This window comes from Mergibacter septicus, from assembly GCF_003265225.1.
In the GTDB taxonomy this organism is placed as follows: domain Bacteria; phylum Pseudomonadota; class Gammaproteobacteria; order Enterobacterales; family Pasteurellaceae; genus Mergibacter; species Mergibacter septicus.
The window spans coordinates 79,482-106,154 of record NZ_CP022013.1 but is presented as its reverse complement, the minus strand read 5'-3'; the positions used below and the strand labels follow the sequence as shown (position 1 = coordinate 106,154).

The 26,673-nt window shown below is 35.1% G+C and carries 26 protein-coding genes; 9 read left to right on the top strand and 17 right to left on the bottom strand.

Translation table 11 applies throughout. The annotated features are described in order from the left end of the window. Positions 1–95: 95 nt before the first annotated feature. From accD to rplY, 3 genes are all read right to left on the bottom strand, one after another. Entirely contained in the window at positions 96–995 is a 900-nt protein-coding gene (gene accD / locus CEP47_RS00560) for an acetyl-CoA carboxylase, carboxyltransferase subunit beta (protein ID WP_261919898.1), read from the bottom strand. 97 nt (positions 996–1,092) lie between these two features. Then, the gene (gene truA / locus CEP47_RS00555) at positions 1,093–1,881 is read right to left on the bottom strand and encodes a tRNA pseudouridine(38-40) synthase TruA (RefSeq protein ID WP_261921025.1); all 789 of its coding nucleotides are present in this window, start codon (positions 1,879–1,881) and stop codon (positions 1,093–1,095) included. A 115-nt stretch (positions 1,882–1,996) separates the two neighbouring features. Further along, on the bottom strand, positions 1,997–2,281 hold the full coding sequence (gene rplY / locus CEP47_RS00550) for a 50S ribosomal protein L25 (RefSeq protein WP_261919899.1): 285 nt from the start codon (positions 2,279–2,281) through the stop codon (positions 1,997–1,999). A gap of 297 nt (positions 2,282–2,578) precedes the next feature. On the opposite strand from rplY, the gene CEP47_RS00545 reads away from it, so the two are divergent. Continuing rightward, on the top strand, positions 2,579–3,184 hold the full coding sequence (locus tag CEP47_RS00545; RefSeq protein ID WP_261919900.1) for a DedA family protein: 606 nt from the start codon (positions 2,579–2,581) through the stop codon (positions 3,182–3,184). 90 nt (positions 3,185–3,274) lie between these two features. On the opposite strand, the gene cdd is transcribed toward CEP47_RS00545, so the two are convergent. Together cdd and CEP47_RS00535 are read right to left on the bottom strand one after the other, a co-directional pair. Then, positions 3,275–4,195, bottom strand: coding sequence for a cytidine deaminase (gene cdd / locus CEP47_RS00540; protein ID WP_261919901.1), 921 nt, complete (start codon positions 4,193–4,195; stop codon positions 3,275–3,277). 28 nt (positions 4,196–4,223) lie between these two features. Then, positions 4,224–4,901, bottom strand: a complete 678-nt coding sequence (locus tag CEP47_RS00535) for a YggS family pyridoxal phosphate-dependent enzyme (RefSeq protein ID WP_261919902.1) — start codon at positions 4,899–4,901, stop codon at positions 4,224–4,226. Between the two features lie 327 nt (positions 4,902–5,228). Between CEP47_RS00535 and thrA the strand changes: the two genes are divergently transcribed. From thrA to thrC, 3 genes are read left to right on the top strand one after another with little or no spacing between them, the layout of a single operon-like run. After that, positions 5,229–7,676: a bifunctional aspartate kinase/homoserine dehydrogenase I gene (gene thrA / locus CEP47_RS00530; RefSeq protein WP_261919903.1), complete on the top strand. Its 2,448-nt coding sequence runs from the start codon at positions 5,229–5,231 to the stop codon at positions 7,674–7,676. A gap of 27 nt (positions 7,677–7,703) precedes the next feature. Beyond that, entirely contained in the window at positions 7,704–8,654 is a 951-nt protein-coding gene (thrB, locus tag CEP47_RS00525; RefSeq protein WP_261919904.1) for a homoserine kinase, read from the top strand. Between the two features lie 26 nt (positions 8,655–8,680). Further along, entirely contained in the window at positions 8,681–9,964 is a 1,284-nt protein-coding gene (gene thrC / locus CEP47_RS00520) for a threonine synthase (RefSeq protein ID WP_261919905.1), read from the top strand. A 46-nt stretch (positions 9,965–10,010) separates the two neighbouring features. Here thrC and manA read toward each other — a convergent pair whose 3' ends face one another. The 11 genes from manA to frdA all read right to left on the bottom strand — a co-directional run bounded on the left by manA (position 10,011) and on the right by frdA (position 20,153). Continuing rightward, positions 10,011–11,219: a mannose-6-phosphate isomerase, class I gene (gene manA, locus CEP47_RS00515; protein ID WP_261919906.1), complete on the bottom strand. Its 1,209-nt coding sequence runs from the start codon at positions 11,217–11,219 to the stop codon at positions 10,011–10,013. Positions 11,220–11,236: 17 nt separating this feature from the next. Then, positions 11,237–11,782, bottom strand: a complete 546-nt coding sequence (locus CEP47_RS00510) for a YobD family protein (protein WP_261919907.1) — start codon at positions 11,780–11,782, stop codon at positions 11,237–11,239. Between the two features lie 115 nt (positions 11,783–11,897). Next, entirely contained in the window at positions 11,898–12,416 is a 519-nt protein-coding gene (locus CEP47_RS00505) for a hypothetical protein (protein WP_261919908.1), read from the bottom strand. Positions 12,417–12,430: 14 nt separating this feature from the next. After that, the gene (locus CEP47_RS00500; RefSeq protein WP_261919909.1) at positions 12,431–13,459 is read right to left on the bottom strand and encodes a DNA/RNA non-specific endonuclease; all 1,029 of its coding nucleotides are present in this window, start codon (positions 13,457–13,459) and stop codon (positions 12,431–12,433) included. 298 nt (positions 13,460–13,757) lie between these two features. After that, a complete protein-coding gene (locus tag CEP47_RS00495) occupies positions 13,758–14,588 on the bottom strand; it encodes a PTS mannose transporter subunit IID (protein WP_261919910.1) in 831 nt (276 codons plus the stop codon). Positions 14,589–14,602: 14 nt separating this feature from the next. Continuing rightward, positions 14,603–15,403 (bottom strand): PTS mannose/fructose/sorbose transporter subunit IIC, encoded by an 801-nt coding sequence (locus CEP47_RS00490; protein WP_261919911.1) that lies wholly within the window; start codon positions 15,401–15,403, stop codon positions 14,603–14,605. A gap of 28 nt (positions 15,404–15,431) precedes the next feature. Then, entirely contained in the window at positions 15,432–16,418 is a 987-nt protein-coding gene (manX, locus tag CEP47_RS00485) for a PTS mannose transporter subunit IIAB (protein WP_261919912.1), read from the bottom strand. A gap of 385 nt (positions 16,419–16,803) precedes the next feature. Continuing rightward, positions 16,804–17,151: a fumarate reductase subunit FrdD gene (gene frdD / locus CEP47_RS00480; RefSeq protein WP_261919913.1), complete on the bottom strand. Its 348-nt coding sequence runs from the start codon at positions 17,149–17,151 to the stop codon at positions 16,804–16,806. Between the two features lie 10 nt (positions 17,152–17,161). Beyond that, a complete protein-coding gene (frdC, locus tag CEP47_RS00475) occupies positions 17,162–17,578 on the bottom strand; it encodes a fumarate reductase subunit FrdC (protein WP_261919914.1) in 417 nt (138 codons plus the stop codon). 11 nt (positions 17,579–17,589) lie between these two features. Next, positions 17,590–18,360, bottom strand: coding sequence for a succinate dehydrogenase/fumarate reductase iron-sulfur subunit (locus tag CEP47_RS00470; RefSeq protein WP_261919915.1), 771 nt, complete (start codon positions 18,358–18,360; stop codon positions 17,590–17,592). After that, entirely contained in the window at positions 18,360–20,153 is a 1,794-nt protein-coding gene (gene frdA / locus CEP47_RS00465) for a fumarate reductase (quinol) flavoprotein subunit (protein WP_261919916.1), read from the bottom strand. The genes CEP47_RS00470 and frdA overlap by 1 nt, the downstream gene beginning before the upstream one ends. 298 nt (positions 20,154–20,451) lie before the next feature. Here frdA and epmA point away from each other — a divergent pair, with 298 nt between their 5' ends. Genes epmA through rlmC form a run of 3 tightly spaced genes read left to right on the top strand, consistent with a single transcriptional unit; the run spans position 20,452 to position 23,051 of the window. After that, positions 20,452–21,441 carry an elongation factor P--(R)-beta-lysine ligase gene (epmA, locus tag CEP47_RS00460; RefSeq protein ID WP_261919917.1) on the top strand — a complete coding sequence of 330 codons (990 nt, stop codon included), beginning with the start codon at positions 20,452–20,454 and terminating at the stop codon, positions 21,439–21,441. A 23-nt stretch (positions 21,442–21,464) separates the two neighbouring features. Further along, a complete protein-coding gene (locus CEP47_RS00455) occupies positions 21,465–21,836 on the top strand; it encodes a YcfL family protein (RefSeq protein WP_261919918.1) in 372 nt (123 codons plus the stop codon). A gap of 12 nt (positions 21,837–21,848) precedes the next feature. Next, entirely contained in the window at positions 21,849–23,051 is a 1,203-nt protein-coding gene (gene rlmC / locus CEP47_RS00450) for a 23S rRNA (uracil(747)-C(5))-methyltransferase RlmC (protein ID WP_261919919.1), read from the top strand. A gap of 97 nt (positions 23,052–23,148) precedes the next feature. Here rlmC and CEP47_RS00445 read toward each other — a convergent pair whose 3' ends face one another. Continuing rightward, positions 23,149–24,774, bottom strand: a complete 1,626-nt coding sequence (locus tag CEP47_RS00445; RefSeq protein ID WP_261921026.1) for a phosphoethanolamine transferase — start codon at positions 24,772–24,774, stop codon at positions 23,149–23,151. Positions 24,775–25,285: 511 nt separating this feature from the next. On the opposite strand from CEP47_RS00445, the gene CEP47_RS00440 reads away from it, so the two are divergent. Both CEP47_RS00440 and torC read left to right on the top strand, forming a co-directional pair. Then, positions 25,286–25,453: a nitrate/trimethylamine N-oxide reductase NapE/TorE gene (locus CEP47_RS00440; protein WP_261919920.1), complete on the top strand. Its 168-nt coding sequence runs from the start codon at positions 25,286–25,288 to the stop codon at positions 25,451–25,453. A gap of 17 nt (positions 25,454–25,470) precedes the next feature. Further along, entirely contained in the window at positions 25,471–26,673 is a 1,203-nt protein-coding gene (gene torC, locus CEP47_RS00435; RefSeq protein WP_261919921.1) for a pentaheme c-type cytochrome TorC, read from the top strand.

The window sequence follows — 26,673 nt, the reverse complement described above, 5'->3', positions numbered from 1 at the left end:
TAATATCCTGCTTTTTTCTGTCACAGACGAATATAAAAAATACTTAAGCAAAAAGGCGCTTATTTAGCGCCTTTTCAATCTAAACCAATATTATTTTATAACGTTTCATTACCTTCAACCGCCACTTCAGCTACTTTAAATGGTGATGGTTGTGATGTTAGTTTCGCTAAAATACTCGCTAAAGTTGCTCTCATTTCTTTTCTTGGCACAATCATATCAATTGCCCCTTTTTCTAATAAGAATTCACTTCGTTGGAAACCTTCTGGCAACTTCTCACGTACAGTTTGTTCAATCACTCTCGGCCCTGCAAAACCTATTAGAGCTTTAGGTTCAGCAATATTAATATCACCTAACATAGCAAAACTTGCTGACACACCACCTAATGTTGGATCAGTTAAAACAGAAATAAAAGGTACACCTTGTTCTCTCATTTTAGCTAACACCGCACTTGTTTTAGCCATCTGCATTAACGAAATTAACGCTTCCTGCATTCTTGCACCACCACTAGCAGAGAAACACACGAAAGGGCAATCCTGTTCTAATGCTTTTTCTGCAGATTTAACAAATTTTGCACCAACAACCGATCCCATAGATCCACCCATAAAAGCAAAATTTGATGCTGCAGCGACAATCGGCATACCATACAACTTACCAAAATAAGCAACTAACGCATCTTTTTCACCCGTTTGTTTTTGAGCTGCGATAATACGATCTTTATATTTTTTTAAGTCTTTAAATTTTAATACATCTTTTGGCTCTAATTCAGATGCAATTTCTACCGCTGAATCAGGATCGAGCAAAGATAATAAACGAGTACGAGCATCGATTCGCATATGGTGCCCACATTTAGGACACACTTCTAAATTCCGTGTTAATTCTTCACGATATAATATCTGTTCACAGCCTGTGCATTTTGTCCATATACCTTCTGGAACATTTGATTTTCTGACTGCTGAAATAGGGTTTCTATTAAAAATTCTTTCAATCCAACTCATTTTAAACCTTTTTTAAATTAAAAATACATTCCGAAGCGACTTAATTTTGCGGTATTAAAACATAAAAAAAAATGATTTTATACTGTTTCTTAGTAATTTACTCTTCAAGTAAAAATAACGGCCCTAAATTATTCTGAGGTAAAGCATAATGATCGGGATAGAGAACATTCACTAAATATAATCCTTCTGCTTTTGCCGTGGGTGCAGCCAATTTACGATCTTTCTGCTTTAATAACCAAGCAATCCATTCTGGCGATTGCTTACCACTCCCCACTTCTAATAAACTTCCTACAATATTGCGAACCATATGATGTACAAACGCATTAGCTTGAATATCAATCACAATATAGCGTCCTTGTTGAAAAACACGGAGGTGGTGAACATTCCGCCACGGACTATGCGATTGACATTGTGCCGCTCGAAAAGCGCTAAAATCATTTTCACCTAATAAAGCCTGCCCTGCTTGGTGCATCAATATCGGATCTAACTCACCAGTAAAATGAGTAACCCCTTGTGGTAAAATAGCTGAACGCAGAGGATTAGGATAAATTAAATAACGATACCGCCGAGCGGTAGCACTAAAACGTGCATGAAAATCTTCAGACACCTCTTTTGCCCAAGTTACTGCAATATCTGAAGGTAAATTAGCATTCACCCCTAACGTCCAAGCTTGGAGTTTACGAGTAGCTGATGTTTCAAAATGAATCACTTGCCCTGTTGCATGTACCCCTGAATCCGTTCTCCCCGCACAAAAAATCTGACATTCTTCGGCAGCAACCTTAGAAATCGCTCGTTCTAATTCAGCTTGAATACTAATTACATTTTGTTGTTTTTGCCAACCAAAATAACGCTTACCATCATATTCAATTCCCAATGCGATCTTTATCATTATTGCTCCAAAATGCTTTCATTTTTTGTTAATGCTTTTGCTAAATTATATTTTCGATATAAATAAAAAAACACCAACAAAACTGTTGGTGTTTCTTACTTTAAACTAGAAATTAAACACGTTTAAAGTCAACATGAACCAATTTTGGTTTGAATGGATGACGTTGCATTGCTTGAACTTTTACTGCAACTTCTTTGCCATCAATCACTAAAGTAATAGTATCAGTATAAAAATTTTCGTGAACTTGTGCGTTATTCACATCATCGTGATTTAATACGATTGAAACTGGTGCTTCACTACCACCATAAACAATAGCAGGAATTTGACCATTATGACGCAGGCGGCGGCTCGCACCCTTACCTTGCGACTGACGAACTTGAGCATTAAATTTAAACATTTTTCAGTTCTCTAAAGTTAAAAATTAATAAAAAACAAAGTCGTTGGCGACCCGACAACTTTGTAAGAAATAGTTCCAAACTAAAATTTGGAGCAGAAGATTATAGATGAATTCCAATCAAGATTAAAGCCTTTTCTTTTTTTGAACAAGAGATCGCAAAGAATAAGAAAAAATATCATAACCAGATCAATCTTTTCCTAATTAACCTATTTAATTAGTAGTAATTTTAAAATGAAACAGGCAAAATAACAGCCTTAATTTTCTACATTCACCTAACTATCAACCTTGGATATTAATGTGCAAACTTTAATTGAGTTTTTCAGTGAATATGGCTATATCGCCGTTTTTTTAGTGCTAATTATTTGTGGTTTTGGTGTCCCTATTCCTGAAGATATAACCCTAGTTTCAGGTGGTATTATTGCTGGTCTAGGTTATGCTAATCCGCATATGATGTTAATTGTGAGTATGCTTGGTGTATTAATCGGCGATAGCATAATGTATTGGTTAGGTAGAATTTTTGGTGTGAAAATTTTACGTTTTCGTCCATTAAGACGTATTTTAAAACCTAAGGTTATGAAACTTGTGCGAGAAAAATTTGAAAAATATGGGAGTAGAGTACTCTTTTTTGCCAGATTTTTGCCCGGATTACGAGCACCGATCTATATGGTCTCAGGAATAACCCGCCGAGTTAGTTATCTTCACTTTCTTTTAATGGATTTTTTTGCTGCCATTATTTCTGTTCCAATTTGGGTTTATCTTGGACATTATGGCGCTCACAATTTAGATTGGATTAAAGCACAGGTTCATAAAGGGCAGGCTGGAATTTACTTTGTTATCGCATTAGTCATTATTTTCATTTTAATAAAATGGCTATGGAATAAATATAAGGATAAAAAAGCGTAACATTATCTCAAAATTTACTGAAATAAAAATAATCAGGCTAACCACTCTGATTAGCCTGATTAAATTCAACCATATTTCAAACTACTCAAATTAAACCGCATAATATTCAAGTTTAAGCGTACTTAGCGTAGATAATAATTGCTCTGCACTGGCTTTTTGTTGCAACCTACCGACACGTTCAACCATTACCACCCGCTTTATCTGTTCATTACTTTTTGCAGATAAATAGACAAAATTTAACGCACTTTGTAACGCCGGTAAACTCGGATTAAAAGCAGCATTTTCAATATATTGACCTTTGAATAATTGTCCATCATCAGTCTGTATTCCAATACCACAATAACTATGACTATAAGGAGAATATGAAATATTAGCTGCATTAAATGCCAATGCAAATACAGGGTCATCTCTAAAGAACACCTCTTGTGTGGTATTAAGTTGATTATCATACGGATCAAATAAACGAGATTTAAGATCTAAATTTTGCGGACCAAATGCATCGGGGAGATAACTATGTAATAAATTATTTTGACTATGCGGTAAATGAATTAATAAATTTTCAGCACTATTTAATTCATTCATAAACTGGCGACAATGCCCACAAGGAGTATAATTTACCGCAATCTCGCTTAATCTACTCTCTCCTGCTAGCCAAGCGTGAGAAATCGCACTCTGTTCAGCGTGAATAGTTTGTTGAATCGCAACCTGATTAAATTCTTGATTAGCACCAAAATAAAATGTACCACTCTCACCAATAGCTACCGCCCCTACACGAAACTGTGATATAGGTACAGTCGCATAACAGGCAGCAATAGGTAGAAGGTTTAACGCTAATTGTGCTCGGGTTAATTGTAATTGTTGGCACAATTGGAATACTGTTGGTGCTGATAATCGCCCAACAAACTGTTGTTGCTGTAAAATTTGCCATAACTTATCAGCTAAAGATTGTTGTTCTAACTGACTAACAGCAAGATGTAATCGTTGTTCTAGCGAAAAAGATTGCAATATCATAAATTCTCCCGTTCAACTTACCTAAAAATTAAACTCGACCACCAAAAATAGCCGTCCCAATCCTTACCATTGTAGAACCACAATGAATTGCAGTTTGCATATCCTCACTCATTCCCATTGAAAGAGTATCCAACTGTAATTGTGGGTAACATTGTTGCAACTGAAGAAACAACTGTTTCATTTGTTGAAAAGTATCCGTTTGTTTTTGCTTATCTGATGTCGGAGCGGGGATCGCCATCAAACCACGCAATCTGAGATTAGGGAAGGTAACTATCTGTTCTGCTAATCCAAATAACTCTGCTGGTGCAATACCTGCTTTTGAATTTTCGTCACTAATATTAATTTGAATTAAAACATTTAAAGGTGGCATCTCAGTTGGACGCTGATAATTTAAACGTTCAGCAATTTTAACCCGATCAATAGTCTGCACCCAATCAAAGTGTTCTGCTACTAAACGTGTTTTATTGGATTGTAAAGCACCAATAAAATGCCATTCCAACTGTATATTTTGCTGTTTAAACCATTGAATTTTCTCAACACCTTCCTGAACATAATTCTCACCAAAAGCAATCTGCCCTGCTTGATAGGCTTCTAAAATCGCCGTATAAGGTTTAGTTTTACTTACAGCTAACAAGTGAACAGGTTGAGGAACAGTAATCGCTTTAATTTTATCTAATATCCCAATCAAATTTTGTTGAATTGTCATTGTTATACTCCAAATTTTGCTTACTGATATTATAAAATAGATTTTTTCTAAGATCTGATTTTTTTATTTGACAAGGTTATTGAATTTAGGTACTTATAATACATTCATTTTTTAAACAAAACGCTTTTACTTATTTTCTAGTAGGATTTTTTCAAGATGTATCTTCACACAATCCAAATGACTCATACCATCATTACAACGATTATTACCATTATGCTTAATGGTGTGGGTAAGTGCTAGAAAAATAAACACTCATCTTAAACCCGCACCAAAAAGTGCGGGTTTTTTTACAATTTTAGTAAATAACAGGCATAAGGAAACAACATCATGCGAGTATTAAAATTTGGTGGTACATCACTAGCAAATCCACAACGCTTTTTACAAGCAGCATCACTGATTGAACAAGCTCACCGACAAGATCAAGCCGCAGCAGTACTATCTGCACCAGCTAAAATTACTAATTACCTTGTCAGTTTAGTTGAAAAAACAAATAAAGATCAGGATTTTCAGCAAGATTTATCCGAAGCCAAACAAATTTTTCATACTATTTTAGATGGATTACATCAACAAAATAATGCCTTTAATTTAGCTGATAGCAAAACCTTGATCGATGCAGAATTTGCTCAAATTCAACAATGCTTATCCCAATACTCTGCTCAAAATCCTTGTCCTGACAATATTAACGCAACGATTATTTCTCGAGGTGAAAAACTTTCAATTACAATAATGCAAGCTTGGTTTGAAGCCAATAACTTTAGCGTTACTGTTATTAATCCAGTTGAAAAACTCCTTGCCTATGGTGACTATTTGGAATCCTCCGTTGATATTGAACGTTCAACTCAAAAAATTAATCCAAGTAGTATCCCTCGCTCCGATATTGTTTTAATGGCTGGATTTACCGCTGGCAATGAATGTGGTGAATTAGTTGTTTTAGGACGAAATGGCTCAGACTATTCCGCCGCAGTTCTGGCAGCGTGTTTAAAGGCAAATTGTTGTGAAATTTGGACAGATGTTGATGGTGTTTATACTTGTGATCCTCGTATTGTACCAGATGCTCACTTGCTCCAAGCAATGTCTTACCAAGAAGCGATGGAACTATCCTATTTTGGTGCGAAAGTCATTCATCCAAGAACAATCGCCCCTATCGCTCAATGTCAAATTCCTTGTGTGATTAAAAATACTGCAAATCCAGCTGCCGCTGGTACATTAATTGATGGTAAAATTCATTCAGAGACATTACAAGTAAAAGGTATTACTCACTTAAATGAAGTTGCAATGTTTAGTATTGCTGGTCCTGCTATGCAAGGTACAATCGGTATGGCAGCCAAAGTTTTTGACACTATGTCGAAAGCGGGTATTTCCGTTATTCTCATCACTCAATCCTCCTCTGAATATAGTATTAGTTTCTGTGTACCACAAAAATTAGCATCGAAAGCCGAACAAGCTTTACAACACACTTTTGCACAAGAATTAAGTAGCGGAGCATTAGAACAGATCGAAATTTTAGACAACCTCTCAATTATTTCTGTGGTTGGTGATGGTATGAAACAAGCCAAAGGAATAGCAGCTAAATTCCTTTCTGCACTAGCCAAAGCCAATGTCAACATTATTGCAATTGCACAAGGTTCTTCTGAACGCTCAATTTCAGTGGTAATACCACAGCAACGTGCAATAGAAGGGGTAAAATCGACCCATCGTGCACTTTTTAATAGTCAACGTTCTATTCGTATTTTTTTAGTCGGTGCTGGTGGTGTCGGTGGAGAGTTAATTGATCAAATCTGTCGTCAACAAACTTTTCTAGCCGAAAAAAATATTGCTATTCGAGTATGTGCAATTGCAAATTCTCGTCAATTATTACTTGATCCAGAAGGATTAGATTTAACCAACTGGCGAGAAAAACTTGCTCACACTAAACAGGCTTTTCAACTAGATAAGCTCCTTAACGCAGTTAAAGATCAACATGTAGTCAACCCAGTCTTTGTTGATTGTACTTCTAGCCAACAAATCGCCGATCATTATGTCGATTTCCTACAAGCAGGTTTTCATGTAGTTACTCCCAATAAGAAAGCCAACACCTCTAATATTGCATACTATCGTCAATTACGCCAAGCAGCACAACAAAACCAACGCCGTTTTATGTATGACACCAATGTCGGTGCAGGGCTTCCTGTTATTGAAAATCTGCAAAATCTTTTAGCTGCAGGCGATGAAGTAGAAATCTTTAATGGTATTCTTTCAGGCTCTTTATCTTACATTTTCGGCGAATTAGAAAATGGCACCCCTTTATCAGAGGTTACTCGTTTAGCTCGTGAAAAAGGCTTTACAGAACCCGATCCTCGTGATGATCTTTCAGGACAAGATGTTGCCCGTAAGCTCTTAATCCTTGCACGTGAAATTGGCTTAGAACTGGAATTAGATGATATTGAGGTTGAAGCGGTATTACCACCCCACTTTGCAGAATGTAAATCCACAGCAGAATTTATGCAAATGCTACCAGAACTCGATCAAGCTTTTGCCGAAAGAGTCAATAATGCCAAACAACAAGGGAAAGTCTTACGCTATGTCGGGCAAATTAAGCACGGAAAATGCAAAGTTGCTATTCTTGAAGTAGATAGTGATGATCCACTCTATAAAGTAAAAAATGGCGAAAATGCCTTAGCATTTTATACTCGTTATTATTCCCCAATTCCGCTATTATTGCGTGGTTATGGTGCAGGAAATGATGTTACCGCAGCTGGAATTTTTGCCGATATACTGAGAATTTTACGCAAATAACAGGACGTGAATAACAAGGAAGAAAAAATGGATATGTTACGCATTTATGCTCCCGCCACCAGTGCAAATATCAATGTGGGATTTGATAGTTTAGGCGTTGCACTCTCTCCGATTGATGGTACATTACTTGGTGATATTGTACAGGTAGAAACCGCAAGTCAGCCTTTTACTTTTGACTGTGTTGGGCATTTTGTTAAAGACTTACCTCAAGAGCCGCACAAAAATATTGTTTATCAAGCCTATGTTTTATTTAACGAACGGTTAAAGTTACAAGGCAATAAGCCACGTCCTTTACGCCTCACTTTAGAAAAAAATATGCCGATTGGATCAGGTTTAGGTTCAAGTGCCTGTTCTATTGTCGCAACACTCGTAGGCTTAAATACCTTTCATTCTGAACCATTTAACCGCACTGAACTTCTCAGTATGATGGGAGAATTAGAAGGGAGAATTTCAGGTTCAATCCATTATGATAATGTTGCACCTTGTTATCTTGGCGGAATGCAACTTATGCTACAAACAGGTAATACCATTTGCCAATCATTACCTTATTTCACTGACTGGTACTGGATATTAGCTTACTCTGGTATTGAAGTACCAACAGCCCAGGCTCGTGCTATTTTACCCCCTAACTATCCACGCCAAACATTAATAGAGCAGGCAAGAAATTTAGGGGGATTCATTCACGCTTGCCACACCAATCAAACCAAATTAGCGGCAAATTTATTGCAAGATCTCATTGCAGAACCTTATCGCCAACAACTGTTACCGCAGTTTCTACAAGTCAAACAAGGCTGCCAAGATCTCGGCGGTTTAAGTAGTGGTATTTCAGGTTCAGGTCCAACTATGTTTGCTATTGCAGATAATTTAACAACAGCTAATAAAATTGCACACTATTTACATCAAAACTACCTTCAGAATTCCCAAGGATTTGTCCATATCTGTCAGGTAGATAACCAAGGAGCAAAAATGCTCGCATAATATAATAAGCACTAGGATATACAAATATGAACTTATACAACATCAAACACCCAGAAGAACAAGTTAATTTTGCACAAGCTGTACGCCAAGGCTTAGGCAAAGATCAAGGGCTTTTTTTTCCTGAAATACTACCAAAATTTTCAAGTAAACAAATTCAACAATTATTGGCTATGCCGCTAGTCGAACGCAGTCAAACTATTCTTTCTGCTATTATTGGTGATGAAATTCCTTCGGCAACAATGCAGACAATGGTACAACAAGCCTTTACCTTTCCTGCTCCATTAACTGCTGTAACTGAGAATATCTATGCACTTGAGCTATTCCACGGACCAACACTCGCATTTAAAGACTTTGGTGGTCGTTTTATGGCACAAGCATTAGCAAATGTCAGAGGCGAAGGTAAAATTACGATACTCACCGCCACCTCGGGCGATACTGGTGCGGCAGTTGCCCACGCTTTCTACGGCTTAGAAAATATTGAAGTCGTCATTTTATATCCGCAAGGTAAAATCAGCCCATTACAAGAAAAACTTTTCTGTACTCTTGGAGGGAATATCCGTACCATTGCTATTCAAAGTGATTTTGATGCTTGTCAAGCACTGGTAAAACAAGCATTTGATGATAGTGAACTTCGCCAAGCAATAGGATTAAACTCAGCCAATTCCATCAATATTAGCCGTCTTCTAGCACAAATTTGTTATTACTTTGAAGCTGTTGCACAACTTCCTGAAAATCAACAACAAGATTTGGTGATCTCAGTACCAAGTGGTAATTTTGGCAATTTAACTGCTGGCTTAATCGCTAAATCATTAGGATTGCCAATCAAACGGTTTATCGCCTCCACCAATGCCAACGATACAATACCTCGTTATTTACGCTCTGGTAACTGGCAACCAAAAGAGACTATTGCGACCTTATCTAATGCAATGGATGTTAGCCGACCAAATAATTGGCCTCGAGTAGAAGAATTGTTTAAACGTAATAATTGGCAATTAGAACAATTACATTCCGCTGCAGTAACAGATCCAGAAACAGAAGAAACGTTAAAACAAATGTACCAGCAAGGCTATTTATGTGAACCACACGGTGCCGTTGCTTATCGAGTACTCCAACAAAATTTACAAGCTAATGAAACAGGTATTTTTCTTTGTACCGCTCACCCAGCAAAATTTAAAGATAGTGTAGAAAGAATCTTAGATTTAAAATTACCTCTGCCTGAAACTTTAGCAAAACACGAAAAATTACCTCTCTTATCAGAGGTGTTACCAAATGATTTTTCACAATTAAAAAATTATCTACTAAATAAATAATATAAAAAAGGGAGTAAAAAATACTCCCTCTTTTTATCTTTGATCTTTAATTAAAATCTGGTAAATGAGCTAAAACTGCATAGCCATTTTGTTTTGCTATTATTTGACAAGCTGTTTTTGCATCCATAAATATACTTTTTCCTTGAGATAAAACTAACTTTTGTTCCTCAGCAATTATTTCAATTTCCCCTTCCATAACTAATAAAATAGTTGCACTAGAAGAAGTAAAATCTAACTTAATATTTTGCTGATAATTTAAATTACTTAATGCAAAATCTTTAGTTGGAGTTTGATAAGTAAATATTCCATTTTCATTAGAGGCTGGAGAAATAATACTAGGTGTTATTTCTTGGCAATCAATAATAGATAATAATTGTGGAATATCAACATATTTCGGAGTTAACCCACCACGAATAACATTATCAGAACAAGCCATTAATTCAATATTTTGTCCTCTTAAATAAGCATGTGGAATACCAGCAGCTTGAAAAATACCTTCACCTTTTTTTAAATGGACTAAATTAAACAAATAAAAACACAATAGCCCTGGATCTAATCTCTCTCGACTAATATTCATTGCTTCTTGCGTATATAAAACCCAATAATCGGGATTATCCAAATTTAATTTTCCGTCCTGATAAGCAATCTGATATTGATCAAAAATAGGTAATAACCATTCGGCTAATTGAGATTGACTAGCCTGCATTATCTCAGCATAAAAAGAATGGATATCTGTTTGCAATAGTTTTTCAGCTAATACTTTTAATGAAGGGTGTAATGATAAAGTTTTAACAATATCTGTTTTAGATTTAAAACCATGCAATAACCAAAAATCAGACAATGCAATCATCATTTCAGGTTTATGATTACGATCCTTATAAGTACGCTTAGCATCTGTTAATAAAATACCTTGTTGATTTTCAACTAAATACCCTTGTTCTGCTTGCTCTTTAGTCGGATGTAATTGAATCGAAAGAGGTTGAGCGACATCTAAAATTTTTAATAAATAAGGTAATTCATCTGCAAAAAGTTGGCGACTTTTTTCCCCTAATACGATTGGATTTTGAGCAATATAATCACTTAATAATAACCTTTCTTGATTTTCTAATAATAATTGTGAAGGTGCTAAGGGATGCGTTCCTAGCCACCATTCAGCATAATAAGGCTGTTCTGCTTTAAATTGAAATAAATGTGGAATATATTCTTTTCCACCCCAAATATAATTTTGAGCTTTTCCTTCTAACTGGTAGATCATTATCTAAATTCCTATAATTAATTATCTGATGTATCTTTCTGTTTTTGTCTTAATTTATTTTCTTTAATAATTTTTTCTGCTATTTTTTCCATTTGATTAGGATTAATTCGACCAATTTCCACAAAAAAGTTTAATACTTTAACAATATCATCAACCGCTTGAATATAAATTGGTAATGCCCGTCCATTTTTTAATACAAATTGCAAAAAACCATTTTCACTAATATTAATGGTATTAATTCGATCATAACTAACATATAAATTGGCAAAGAAAAATCCTTTGGGTTTTAAAATAAGAACAGGGCAGCGAATAAAGAATTGATAAATAACTAATACTCCAAAACTAGCTAATAAAAATAGATAAAAAGGCGTCAATTCATCAGGATAAGATTGATATAGCGCCACTCCAAGTAATGCAATAAGTACCGTTCCTTCAAGTTTATTTCGCTGATAAAGTCGTACTTTTAAACAGGTTTTCCCCTTTAATTTTTCCATCAAAAATTGATCGTAAAAAGCATAGCCGAAGAAAAATAAAATAATGAGGAATAAAATATAAACATTCATAATTTTTATTTCCAAAGTAAGACAATAAAATGATTTTATTCTAACAATAATTTTTCAACTTAAACAGTAATTATATTAATTACACACTAATTGAAACTTCAAAATAAAGAGATAATTACTTGATACAAAAATCTGAAAAATCTACTTTTTTACTTGTTACTATTGAATGTGTAAGTGTATCTTCTGGTAAAAATTGCTGTGATTTTTTTACTTTATAAAGCTGTTGATAGATATTTTTAATTAAATGATATAATGGAAAAATATTTTTATTATTAATATAAAGCTTTAAACTATTCGCCCAAATAGATTGATTAGAATGTAATAATTTATCACCTATCATCTCTAATTCTTGTTTTATTTCTTTTACTAAAGAATAAGAACTTAATTTCATTGCAAAATCTAAACGTAGATCTTGGTTAAGATCAGATGAAATAGGATAATAAGATAAAGTTAAATGATCTGTTGCATTATCAACATAAATAACATTAATTTTACCATTATCCCCTTCAATTACAGGAATCTGTAACTCTTGTAAACTAAAAGGCTGAAATTGTTCTAATAATAAAATTGTTTCATTAATAATGGATTGAATATTTTTTATTTCTACTTTCTCTAAAATATTTAAATATTCCATCTTCTTTTCCTTCTTTATCCACAAAAGGTATCAACGTTATTAGGGTTAGGCAATTTACTTATTTTATTTTTTAATGATGAAGGTAAAGTTGGAAAAACATCAATATAAGCAAGTTTTTTTAATTGATTGATACTAACTAATTTATACTTTGTCTTAGAAGTATTATTTTGGGTTAAATAAACCCCAATTTCATTTCTTTTCGGAATATAAATAGCTTTTGCCATATAATCAGGAATAACGATTTGTTTACCTGTTTTAGTTTGTAATATTTTTAATTTCTTAGTTCTTTTAGCCTTCTCAACATCAATTACTGGTACATTTACTACATAGACATCAGTATTATATTTAGTTGCCATACAACGTGAAATTTGTTCGATATTCGCCCAAATAAACCGATTATTTTGTGCTGTTTGTGGCACAATATTTGACATATAAAAAGATTCTAATCGATCAGCTAATGGCATATCACGGCTAGGTGCAACATGCCCACGATCATAACCGCTACCAGTATAATCTTCATGGGTGATCACGCTGTTAAATTTTTTTTCTAAATTTGGATCAGAATAAAAATGAGGAGGACGATTACCATTTTTACCCTGTTCAATACGTTGTCTAGTTAATTTTTCTGCCGTCCATAATGGAATTTTAAATTCATCTTTATACTGTAAAGCATAACCATAATAACATAATGTGGTAATTTCATTTTTTCCCGCTCGTCCTTGCTCGAAAGCTGAATTGATTAATGGTTGTTGTTGGTAAATATTATTTTTACAATACGCTAAATTGTGCCCTTTCGGTTTAAAAGTTGTTACATCAAGTCGATGCGTTTCTTTTTTTCGATTGGATTGCGTCTGTTGATGAAAATAATCAGGAAAATAACGTGCTAATAAATCTTGGGAATAAGTGGTAACTTCTTGAGGTAATTTTTTTAAAAAATTTTGATAACTTTTTCTATATTCATCAGGTATGTTTGGTTTAAAATATTCAACACCACCTAAAACACCTACTAATAATCCTACTACAATCAGGATTTTTTGATACATAACCACCTCATAAAACAACAACTTAGCTATTATTCTATAATGTTATCTCTATTTATACAATAATAATCACTAGAAATAAAATAATGATCTACATATCAGATAAGCTAAAAATATTGTTTATCCTAATAAAACTTCATCAATGATGAAAATAAAAATTATCTCTCCATATTTATATATTCCATTCAATTAATACTATTATTTTAGGTAACATTTATCTTTTAAAAAATAAAAAAACAGCAACAATATTGTTGCTGTTTAAGTCTTAATATAATTCTCTTCAAAATAAATGATTTTATTTTTATGCTAGAATTTTCGTCCAAGCACCAAAAATACCAATAACGAAGAAACCAAGGATAATTAATAATGGGTTTACACGATTGCGTAATAACCACATACAACCAAAGGTTAGCAGTAATGGTACTAATCCCGGCATTAAACTATCTAAAACATTCTGTACTGTCGTTACAGTAACATCACCAACTTGGTTGGTGGTTTTAGAGATAACAATCGGAATATTCACGGTTGTCCATTTATTAACTAATGCCCCCATAATAAATAGACCTAGAATTGAAGCCCCTTCAGTTAGTTTTTGTAATAAACCACCGCCCATATCACCAACGACATCAAGACCTTTTCTATACCCATAATGTACACCATAGTAACGAGTTAATAAGCGTACTAGATTAAAGAGAACGAAGAATAAAATAGGCCCTAAAATACTACCATTAAGTGCTAAACTCGCCCCTAAACCTGCAAACACTGGACGTGCTGTTCCCCAGAAAATTGGATCACCAACACCAGCTAATGGTCCCATTAAACCGACTTTAATCCCATTAATTGCAGAATCATCAATTTCTTTTCCATTTGCTCTTTCTTCTTCTAAAGCGATAGTAACACCTAAAACAGGTGCAGCAACGAAAGGCTGGGTGTTAAAAAATTCTAAATGACGTTTAATCGCATCTTTACGCTCTTGTGAGTTTGGATCTGGATATAAACGTTTAATTACTGGCACCATTGAGAAGGCAAAACCTAAAGCCTGCATACGTTCGAAGTTCCAAGAACCTTGAAATAAATTTGAACGGAGAACAACACTATTCAAATCTGATTTTGTTACTTTTCTCTCTGTCATTTTCAAATCCTTACTTAGTCTAATCTGTTATCCAAATCATCGTTACCTTGAACGACCTGAACTACTTGTTTTGATTGGTTGTATTTAGGGTGTAATTGAATATAAAGCACCGCCATAACAGCACCTAATACACCAAGAGCCACTAAGTTGAAGTTTGTAAAGGCAGCAACAACAAAACCCGCATAGAAAAATGGCATTAAATAACCCGCACGCATCATATTGATAACCATCGCATAACCGACTACTACGATCATACCACCGGCAATTTTCAAACCATTAGTTACCACTGCTGGGATTGAATTTAACATTTCTTGAACCCCTTCAGTACCTGCTGTTAATGCAACGATAATCGCAGGAATTGCAATTCGCATTGCTTGAAGGAACAATGCTAAAACATGAACCCAAGATAAATAACTTAGATTACCCGTTCTAACCGCTTTATCTGCCGCATGTTGAAAACCAACAGTAATGGTACGCACGATATAAGTTAAAACCTGTCCTGCAGCAGCTAATGGAATAGCTAATGCAATCGCTGTACTAATTTCTTGTTTGCTGACAATCACCAAGATAGTTGAAATGATAGACGCTAACGCTGAATCTGGTGCTAAAGCCGCTCCAATGTTCATCCAACCTAAGGCTAAAATTTCTAACGTACCACCAACCATAATGCCAGTTTTTAGATCACCTAAAACTAAACCAATTAAGGTACAAGCAATTAATGGGCGGTGAGTTTGCCATTCATCAAGAATAGATCCCATACCTGAAATACAGGCAACAATAAAAATCAGCACTAGCTGAAAGCTTGTAAGTTCCATATTTTGTTTTCCTTACATTGTAAACTAACTAAAATAAATTATTTTTCTTCAACAGATCGATCATATCTGCTTTACGATCATTCGATACTTTACGCACATCTAACTCAACATTTAACTCTGCGAGTTTCTTAAATGCATCAATATCAGTTTGATCAACCGATACCGCACTTGTAATCTGTTTTTTACCGTCACGATATGCCATACCACCGATATTCACCGATGTAATATTCAAGCCAGCTTCAACAAGCTTTAATGCATCTGTCGGATTCGTAAAGAGTAACATCACACGGTCATCGTTATATTCAGGATTATTATAAACCCGAACCATTTTCTCTACTCCAACAACGTGAGCTGTAACTCCCGGAGGTGCAGCTTGTTTTAGCATTGTACTACGTACACTATCCTTAACCACTTCATCGCTAACAACAATGATACGATTTACTTTGGTTTCTTTCGTCCAACGAGTTGCAACTTGTCCATGAATAAGCCGATCATCAATTCGAGCTAACCCAATAGCCATATGTTGCCCGGCTGTCGCTGTTGTTGGTTGGGAAGGAACTTCTTTAACAACCGCTGGTTCAACCGTTTTTGCTTCTGCTTGAGCTTGTGGTTTTTGTTCTAGCTTCAAAGCACGTACACCACCACGCCCAGTCTCTAATGCAACTTCAGCCAATTCTTCTAACGAAGGATTGTCATCACGAGCCATAAAGGTTTCTACCAACATTGGGATATTAACACCGGTTACAATTTCCATATTGTCTTTACCGTCAGCAACACGGTTCGCCGCATTAAACGGACTTCCGCCCCAAGTGTCCACCATAAACAATACTTGCGTGCAGTGAGATAACTCACCAGCAAGTTTTGCTTGATATTTCTCCATAATAGTTTCGGCATTTTCACCGGGAACAAAATCAATAAATGCAACATTTTCTTGTTCCCCAATTAACATCTCAGTTGTTCTGAGAAGTTGCTCTGCCGCAACACCATGGGTCGCTATGATAATAGCAATACTCATGCTTTCTCCTTAGTTTTTAAGTTTAATAATTTTAAATTTTTTCAAATAGAGTGAACTAGGAATGATTTTAAAGAAAATCTATTTTTAACGATATAATACAGTTGATAAAAAGAGATAAAGCTCACAGTTTTACTGATTAACTGTATAAAAAAACAACTAACGAATATTCTGGTAATTTTTTTATGCTAATTGTAATTAGCTTGATTAACAATTTTAATCCTAACTAAGTAATAAAATTTATTTTACTTTATAAAATTAATAGGTAATGAAAAGTTTTTTCTTTTTTAAAAATATGTAACATTTTGTTAATTTTTTTTAAACTTATACTCAAACTTGATAAAAAACCCATCGATAACGATGGGTTTTACAATAACAAAGAGTCGTTCTAAATTAGAACTGCAAAGAATGTTAAAACAGTATAAAGGCTTGCTAGACCATAAAAAATAAAACCACTCATTGGTAAATGCACCTTAATATCATGTAAACCATGATGGATACGATGCAAACCACACCAAATTGGAAAAATGAGTAGTGTTAGTAACAATAACTTACCTATCCAAGTTTGTAAAAAAATAGCGATTTTATAAATACTACTTGGTTCAATCAGATTAAATGGCAGTAAAAATCCCACAATCAGTACTAATACGGGGAATGTAATTGCACTAATTGTTCCACCTGCACCGAACAGTAACCAAACAACGGGTTCGTTAGAACGTTTTGGTGTTGCTTTCATCACATTCTCCTTATAAATAAATTAGAACTAGGGTTAAAAGCGTTACTGCAACTGTAATCACCCACATTACCACTCTGATATAGGATTGTGGCAAACGCTCATTGTTATAAATAATATTTAATGCTTTTGGTGTTAAATTAAACCAAGTATAGGTGTTATAGCACACCATACCTAACGTAATAATATTTAAAATAATAACAATTGGATTACGTAAAAAACTAATAAAGGTAACTATTCCCTCTAATCCATTGGTATTTAAATTAATCACACCAAAAAGCAAAACAATACAGAACCAAACTGTTGGTATAGCAGTCGCTTCTCTTAGCATATAAGCCTTATAAAAATCGAGTTTCTTCCACCAAGAAGCTTTTACTTCACGCACATATTTTTTGCGTTTACTACTGCTTGAATGATTGACTACGCTCATTATTCCTCTCCTTATTGTTGTGGTTTCAACATTGCAATGACATAGTCTTTCGTACTTTCGACTTTACCTTGTTGTATTGCAGCGGCAGGATCAACATGTTTTGGGCAAACTTCAGAACAATAACCAACAAAGGTACAACTCCATACTCCATTTTTACCATTGATGATTTTCATACGTTCTGCTTTACCATGATCACGATTATCCAAGTTATATCGGTGTGCCAAAGTTAAAGCCCCCGGCCCAACAAATTCTGGGTTTAAACCAAATTGTGGGCAAGCGGCATAACATAAGCCACAATTAATACACATTGAAAATGTACGATATTTCTCTAATTGCGCTGGTGTTTGACGAGTCCGAGATTTCGCTAACTCAGAAGAAGATTGTGGTATATTTTGCAACTCAGGTGCAGTATTACCAATAATATAAGGTTTAATAGACTCTAAACTTTCAATAAAATGGCTTAAATCTACCACCAAATCTCGCTCAATCGGGAAATTGGCTAATGGTTCAATCCGCATATGGCCACTATAATCTCGCAGAAAAGTCTTACACGCCAATTTAGGCTTATTATTTACCATCATTCCACAAGAACCACAAATCGCCATACGGCAAGACCAGCGGTAAGATAATTCAGGTTCAAGTTTATCCTTAATATAACCTAAAGCATCTAAGAGAGATGTTTGATTATCGTAAGGTACTTGATAAGATTTTAAATACGGTTCAGCATCTACTTCTGGATTATAACGTAACACTTCAACCGTCATTGTATTCATCTGTGTCATTATGCTTGCCCCTCTTTTACTTTAGCGGCTTCAGCAGCTTCTGCTTCTGCACCATATACACGTTTCGCTGGTTGTGATTTAGTGATCTTAACATCACTATACTCAATCTGCGGCCGACCTTCTGGATTATAGAAAGCGAGAGTATGTTTTAGATAGTTGACATCATCACGTTCGGTATAATCTAAACGCTGATGAGCTCCACGGGATTCTTTTCGTTCTAGTGCTGAATTAGCAATGGATTCCGCAACATCAAGGATATAGCCTAATTCAATCGTATATAATATTTCAGTATTAAATACACTTGAACGATCAGCAATAGCAATCCGTTTATAACGTTCTTTCAACTCCTGAATTTTATCAACCGATTTTTGCATACTCTCTTGCGTACGATAGATACCACAACCTTCTTCCATTATCATTCCCATTTCATCACGAATGGTTGACCAAGATTCTGTTCCTTCTTGTTTTAAGAGATTATTGAGACGATCAACAACCGCTTTCGCTTGAGCATCAACTGCTTCTTGATTAATTTGTTGTTTTTCGACTGCACGCAATGCAGCTTGTTCTCCAGCAACACGCCCTAACACAACCAATTCTGCTAAAGAGTTAGAACCTAAACGATTTGCCCCGTGTAAGCCAGAAGAAGCACACTCACCCACAGCAAATAATCCTTTTATTCGAGTTTCACATTGCTGATCAACTTCAATCCCTCCCATGGTGTAGTGTACCACTGGGCGAACTGGAATCGGTTCTTTTGCAGGATCAACCCCTTCATAAGCTTTTGATAATTCACAAATAAATGGTAGACGTTCATGTAGATATTTTTCACCTAAATGGCGTAAATCAAGATGAACAACATCAACACCTTTTGCGGTTTTGAGAGTATTTCCTTTTTGTAATTCTTGCCAAAAGGCTTGTGAAACTTTATCACGTGGACCAAGTTCCATATATTTATTTTCTGGTTTGCCAATTGGTGTTTCTGGCCCTAAACCATAATCTTGTAAATAACGATAGCCATTTTTATTGACTAAAATTCCCCCTTCACCACGGCAACCTTCCGTCATTAAAATCCCTGTATTCGGTAAGCCTGTTGGGTGGTATTGAACAAACTCCATATCTCTTAATGGTACACCGTGTCGATATGCCATCGCTAAACCATCACCAGTTACAATCCCACCGTTCGTATTAAAGCGGAATGCTCGACAGCCACCACCTGTTGCAATTATGACTGCATTGGCATTAATTTGAACTAATGTTCCTTCCATCATATTCATTGCAACTAAACCACGAGCGTGTTGATCATCAACTAAAATATCAAGCACAAAATGCTCATCAAAACGTTGAATTTGTGGATATTGCATTGAAGTTTGGAAAAGCGTATGCAGTAAATGGAAGCCTGTTTTATCTGCTGCAAACCAAGTTCGTTCAATTTTCATACCACCAAAACGACGAACATTCACTTCCCCATCTTGCTTACGACTCCAAGGACAGCCCCAACGCTCTAATTGAGTCATTTCAATCGGAGAATGCTTCACAAAATATTCAACCACATCTTGTTCACATAACCAATCGCCACCAGCAACTGTATCATGGAAATGTTTATCATAAGAGTCTTCCTCTTTAATCACTGCCGCAGCACCACCTTCAGCAGCAACAGTATGGCTACGCATAGGATAAACTTTAGATACTAATGCAACTTTCAAGTTTGGGTTTGCTTCTGTTGCAGCAATTGCGGCTCTCAAGCCACCACCACCAGCACCAATAATTGCAATATCGACATTAACGGTCTGCACGATATTCCTCCAGAATTTTAACGTAGTATAGTAGAAAAAATTACTCAGCTGAGTAACTTAGCAACTGCATTTTGCCACCATTTTTTGCTTGAAATAAGCCCTTTTGTCAATAAATGTTAATAAAAGTTAGATTTCGTGATCTAACTCAAAAAAATAAAATGGAGAAATAAGTAGGCAGTGATAATGATTCGTAACAATGACAAAAGTTGGTATATTTTTACCTTTCAGCTAGAATAGTTCCTTATTTTTGAAACCTATTTCTCTAATTCAAGCTGATAACGATCAGGGATAACGTGCTATGACACAAACTGAACAATTTGAAAATACGCTAAATTGGAAATCAACTTCAACAATTAATAATTTATTAAAACGAGCAAAAATAATTGCTGCAATTCGCCATTTTTTCACTGAACGTGGCTTACTTGAAGTGGAAACACCAATCCTAAGTCACTATTCTGTTACAGATATTCATCTTTCTACCTTCAATACGCAATTTATTGCTCCTTTTTCTGGACAAAGTGAACAACTTCATCTCATTACCAGTCCTGAATACCATATGAAACGTTTACTTGCGGAGGGAAGTGGACCTATTTTTCAGATTTGCAAAGTATTTCGCAACGAAGAAGCAGGAAAACACCATAATCCTGAATTTACGATGTTAGAATGGTATCGCCCATATTTTGATATGTATCGTCTGATTGATGAAGTCGATGATCTACTCCAATTTATCCTAGATTGCCCACCAGCAGAAAGTTTAAGTTATCAATTTGCCTTTCAAGAATATGTAGGCGTTGATCCACTCTCAGCAACAACCGCAGAATTAGCCACTCTCGCTAAAAAACATGGTTTACAAAACGCTGAACAAGAAGAAAGAGATACATTATTACAGTTTCTCTTTAGTGAAATTGTTGAAGCCAATATCGGTAAAGATCGCCCAACCGCAATTTACCATTTTCCAGCCGCACAAGCTGCTTTAGCCCAAATTAGCTCTGAAGATCATCGTGTTGCCGAACGTTTTGAGTTTTACTATAAGGGACTAGAATTAGCTAACGGTTTCCACGAACTCACCGATGCCCAAGAACAAAAAATTCGTTTTGAACAAGATAATCGCCAAAGAGAAAAATTAGGTTTACCAACTCAACAACTTGATCATAACTTTTTAGCGGCACTAGAGGCAGGAATACCAACCAGCTCTGGTGTGGCATTAGGAATAGATCGCTTATTAATGTTAGCAATAGGGACAGATAACATTGCAGATGTCATTTCATTTGCGATTAAAACTGCCTAATTCTCCAAAATAAGGCTAAGATTATGAAACAAATAACAGCTATCTTACTTATCTTTATTTGCACTCTAACGACTGTCGCTTGTAATACTTCATCACCAAACACTTATTTGATTTATTCACGCCCAGTGATTAATATCACGGCTCCGATTGCCGAAGCGATTGAGGTTAATACAGATCAACACAATATTCGGATTAAAAATCAAAGTGAAAAGCAAATTAGCTTAGCTTATAAACTAACTTGGTATGATCAAAATGGTGTAACTCAGCCGCCTCATTGGCAACAAGCCATCGAATGGAATGAATTATCCTTAGCCGCTAAACAAGTTATTACTATTCCACTTAATCCCGCCACACCCATTAGTGTCAACTATCGTCTCTTTATTCGAGAAAACTAACAAGGAAATCTTATGCCTGCTTTTCAGCCTGAGTGTTACCATTACCAGCAAGGTAAATGCCGTTCTTGTCATTGGATAAACCTTGACTATGCTCAGCAATTACAGCAAAAACAGTCTGATTTAAAACAACAAATTAAGGCGTCAATCACTCCACAAACCCAGTGGCTAGCTCCCTATCATTCCCCTTTAATTGCAATGCGCAATAAAGCTAAAATGGCAGTTTCAGGTACGGTGGAACGACCAATTCTAGGGATTATAAATGATCCTAAAGATCCTACCTCTGCGGTAGATCTCTCAGACTGCCTTCTTTATCCTCCGATATTTCAGGATATTTTAACCAAACTGAAACGCTTAATTGGACGAGCAGGATTAGTCCCATATAACACTGCTAAAAAGAAAGGTGAACTCAAATACATTTTATTAACTCAAAGTCAGGATAGTGGAAATTTTATGCTACGTTTTGTCTTACGCAGTGAGATAAAATTAGACTTATTACAACGTGAGTTACCGCAATTTTTACACCAACTACCACAAATTACGCTCGTTACTGCTAATATTCAACCAATCCATGCTGCGATTCTTGAAGGTGAAAAAGAAATTTTTTTAACCAAACAACAATATTTAGCAGAAAATTTTAATCACATTCCTCTTTTTATTCGCCCACAAGGATTCTTTCAAACTAATCCAAGCGTGGCAGCCGCTTTATACCATACCGCCCAACAATGGATTAAAACTTTACCTATCTATCAAATTTGGGATCTTTTTTGTGGTGTTGGCGGATTTGGCTTACATTGTAAAGTTGCAAGAGAAAACTATTTAGACAGTTTAGGTCAAACACGCATTATTCCATTGACAGGTATTGAAATTTCACCCGCTGCCATCACCGCTGCACAACGTTCAGTTGCAACACTTAAACTTTCTCAAGTTGATTTTCGTGCTTTAGATGCCACCACTTATCAAGCCAATACCAAACCTGATTTGGTGATTGTTAATCCGCCTAGACGTGGTATTGGTCAAGAATTATGTGCTTACCTTAACCAACTATCACCCAACTATTTACTCTACTCTAGCTGTAATGCCGTTACAATGGGAAAAGATTTAGCCCAACTGAATGGCTACCAACTAGAAAAAATCCAACTGTTTGATATGTTTCCTCATACTTCACACTATGAGGTGATAGCACTGTTATCCAAACTGGATACCAATAATCATTGATAAGCTATATTTTGAGATTGGTACACTAGATTTTAATAAGCCGTAAAAAATAAAGCTAAGTAAACTTAGCTTTATTTTTTATTAGTTTAGAAGAGAACTACTGCACTTTACAACTCGCTGTAATATCTGCATTTTTATGATAGACCGTTGTTGCCACTTCTGCCATACCTAAGACAGTATGGAAAAAATTATCCTGTGAATAAGCATTATTTTGACCTTGTTGTTGTAAACAGGTTAAGTTTAACTTCTGATTTTGTAACCAGTTGTCAGAATACCACATTATCATTGGAATATGAGTTTGCTGGCTTGGTGCAATGGCATAAGGTGTACCGTGCAGATAAACACCATTTTCCCCTAGCGATTCACCGTGATCGGAAAGATAATATAAGGCTGTATCCCAATGATACTTATCACTTAACACTTTAAGATTTTCAATTGTTTGATTTAAGAAATAATCTATATACAACACCCCATTATCATAGGTATTCACTAATTCTTGATTAGTGCAGCGGTTAATCTGGTTAGTATCACAAGTTGGCGTAAACTGACGGAACTCTGGGGTGTAACGTTCATAATAAGTTGGACCGTGATTACCAATTGTATGTAAGACCACCACAATATCCCGATTAGAACGCAATAAAGTCTTATCAAAATCTTGTAATAAAATCTGATCTAAGCATTCACCATCTTTGCAATACTGCGGCAAATTTAACTGTGTCATTTCATAGCTTTCAACTCGATTACAAACGCCTTTACAACCGCCATCATTCTCAAACCAAACGACTTCATATCCTGCACGCTTGAGAATATCCAAGACATTATCTGTATTACGAGCAATGCTAGCATCATAATCAACTCGATCTAAATGAGAAAACATACAAGGCACAGAAATTGCGGTTGCGGTTCCACAACTCATTGTATGCTTAAAATTTACCACATTAGATTGTTTACTGAGTAACGGAGTCGTTTGTCGCTGATAACCATTTAACCCCCAATTTTCAGCTCGTGTCGTTTCACCAACAACTAATATTATTACCTTTCTTTTCTCACTACTTTTGACTAATTGCGCATCAAGTCCAAGCTGAACAAAAGGGCGGTTAGCCTCACGTATTCTTTTGACTGCATTCACACCAGAAGCAATAAAATTAGAAGGCAAAATTAAATGGGTAATACTTTTATTATTACGGATAAAAGCGGCATAATCCTGATAGAAAAACTTTGCGATCCCGAAAATAACTAAAAAAGAGAGTAAAATCATCACTATCCGAGTTAAAATCTCTTTCCACCAAAGACGATAATCAACCTTCACAGTTATATACAATATCGCTGGCACAATTCCTAATAATATAATCCAAGCGATATAAGGAATACTCAATAATCTAACACTTTCTGCCATATTCGTTTGTAAAACATTCTCTAGCATATCCGTATTAAAATAAACATGGAGAAACAGTTCACTATAACCAATAGATGCACTAATTATTAATAGTAAGGGCATAATAATCTTATGTAACCAGGGTAAAGCGAAAAGCTGAAAAACGGCATTAAGAGTAAAAAAGATAAAAAGAGGAATCGTAAATAAAAAATAATCTTCGGCTGACCCCGTAAACGGGTGAACTTTTAAGATTACTTTATACAGGGGATAATTTAATATAAGTGTAAAATAAAGAGAGACTAAAGCAATTAACGTAGTCGATGATAAACACCACTTCGTTTTCCGCATTGAAAATAACATAACAACATAACCCTAAATTAACAGCAATATTAACTTTGATTAAAACTCACAAAAAAAGTTCACGACCTTTCACTATTAATCAAATATTTAATCAGCTTGATTGAATTTCTAATAAATCAGTAAAATCACCTTTTGTCAAATACACTGGTTCTGCTTGCTGTCAATTCAAGATCTAAACCTCGTTTATCCCTTAAAAGAAAAAGTATTGAAAATATTCGTAATCACTCTAATAACTTGACAAAAATTCTTTTATATTTACAAAAATTTCCGTAAAATAGTTTACTTAGTTACTACTAAAGCGATCATAAATTTCCTATTTATACGGAAAATCAAAAATTATATTTATAAATCAATTACTAATATATATCACTCTCAATTTTGATTATACAAAACAATAAGTTTACAAAAGCAACTAACGCCTAATTGTTTCAAATCAAAGTTAAGATTTGTAATCTAACGTATAATATTACTATTTAATAACTATCTTGAGACAGTAAAAATGAAAAAAACTGAAGACAACAAAAATGAAAAATTAAGTGTTGAACTTGGAAAAATTGCACTTTTATCTTTTATTATCTTACCACTTCTATTGGTAATGTGTGTGGGTGCTTATGGTCTGGTGGTATGGCTGTTACAAATTTTCGTCATTGGATTACCAACCGCATAATTAACATAGGAACAACAATGAAAAAATTATTTCAACTTATCAAAAATATCTTAGCCTTTTTTAAGGCTTTATTTTTTAAACCGTCTGCTCGATTTGGTTTAGGAATTTTAATTCTTATCGGTTTTATTGCTGGTATTATTAGCTGGCAAAAATTTAATGATATTTTAGAACAACAAGCTACCGAAGAATTTTGTATTAGTTGCCACTCAATGCAGCAACCTTATGAAGAATTAAAACAGACTGTTCACTGGTCAAATGCTTCTGGTGTAACTGCAACATGTTCAAGTTGTCATTTACCACATGATAAAACAGCAAAATTTGCTCGCAAAGTTCAAGCCTCAACAGAAATTTGGGCAGAATTAAGCGGAAAATATGATGATCCTAAAGCATTTGAAGAACATCGCCGTGAACTCGCCGAAAAAGAGTGGGCAAGATTTGCAGCAAATGGTTCTAAAGAATGTAAAGCTTGTCATAAATATGAACGTATGAACTTCAGCAAAATGTCATTAGCCGCTCAAAAAGCGATGATTCCTGCAGCAAAACGTGATCAAAGCTGTGTTGATTGTCATAAAGGAATTGCACATCATTTACCACAACGTGATGACAATGCCAATATTGATAAATTTGGTGGTTTAGTTGTTACTTCACTAAAACCTGAACAACAATACTACACCAAAGGTACCGTAGCTATCTTTGATGGCGATAATTTTGATCAAATTATTGGACATATTGAAGGTGCTGTACCTGTAACCTTCATTAAAGCTGGTAAAAATGCAGATTTAGTCCAAATTGATATGTGGCGGAAGAAAAAAGGCTTTGGTCGTGTTTGGTATAACAATTTCGGTATTAACATCGTCAATGCAACTTTCAGCAAAGAATTTATGCAATCTAATCCAAAATTTGAAGTGATTAGTGAAAAAGAAGATGAGCTTACTGGATTAACTTGGCAAAATGTAAAACTCCAAATTTGGTTGCCTAAATCTAGCTTAATTTCTGATATTCATGCCGTATGGCAAGATGCAGCAGAAAACTACAAAACACAATGTAGTACCTGCCACAGACAGCCTGAAATAGCTCATTTCGATGCGAATACTTGGATCGGTTTATTCAACGGTATGGTTGGTTTCACTAATATGGATAAACAAACCAGCAAAGAAGTATTGCGTTACTTGCAATTACATTCATCAACCTTTGAACAACATAATAGCGAGAAAAAATAG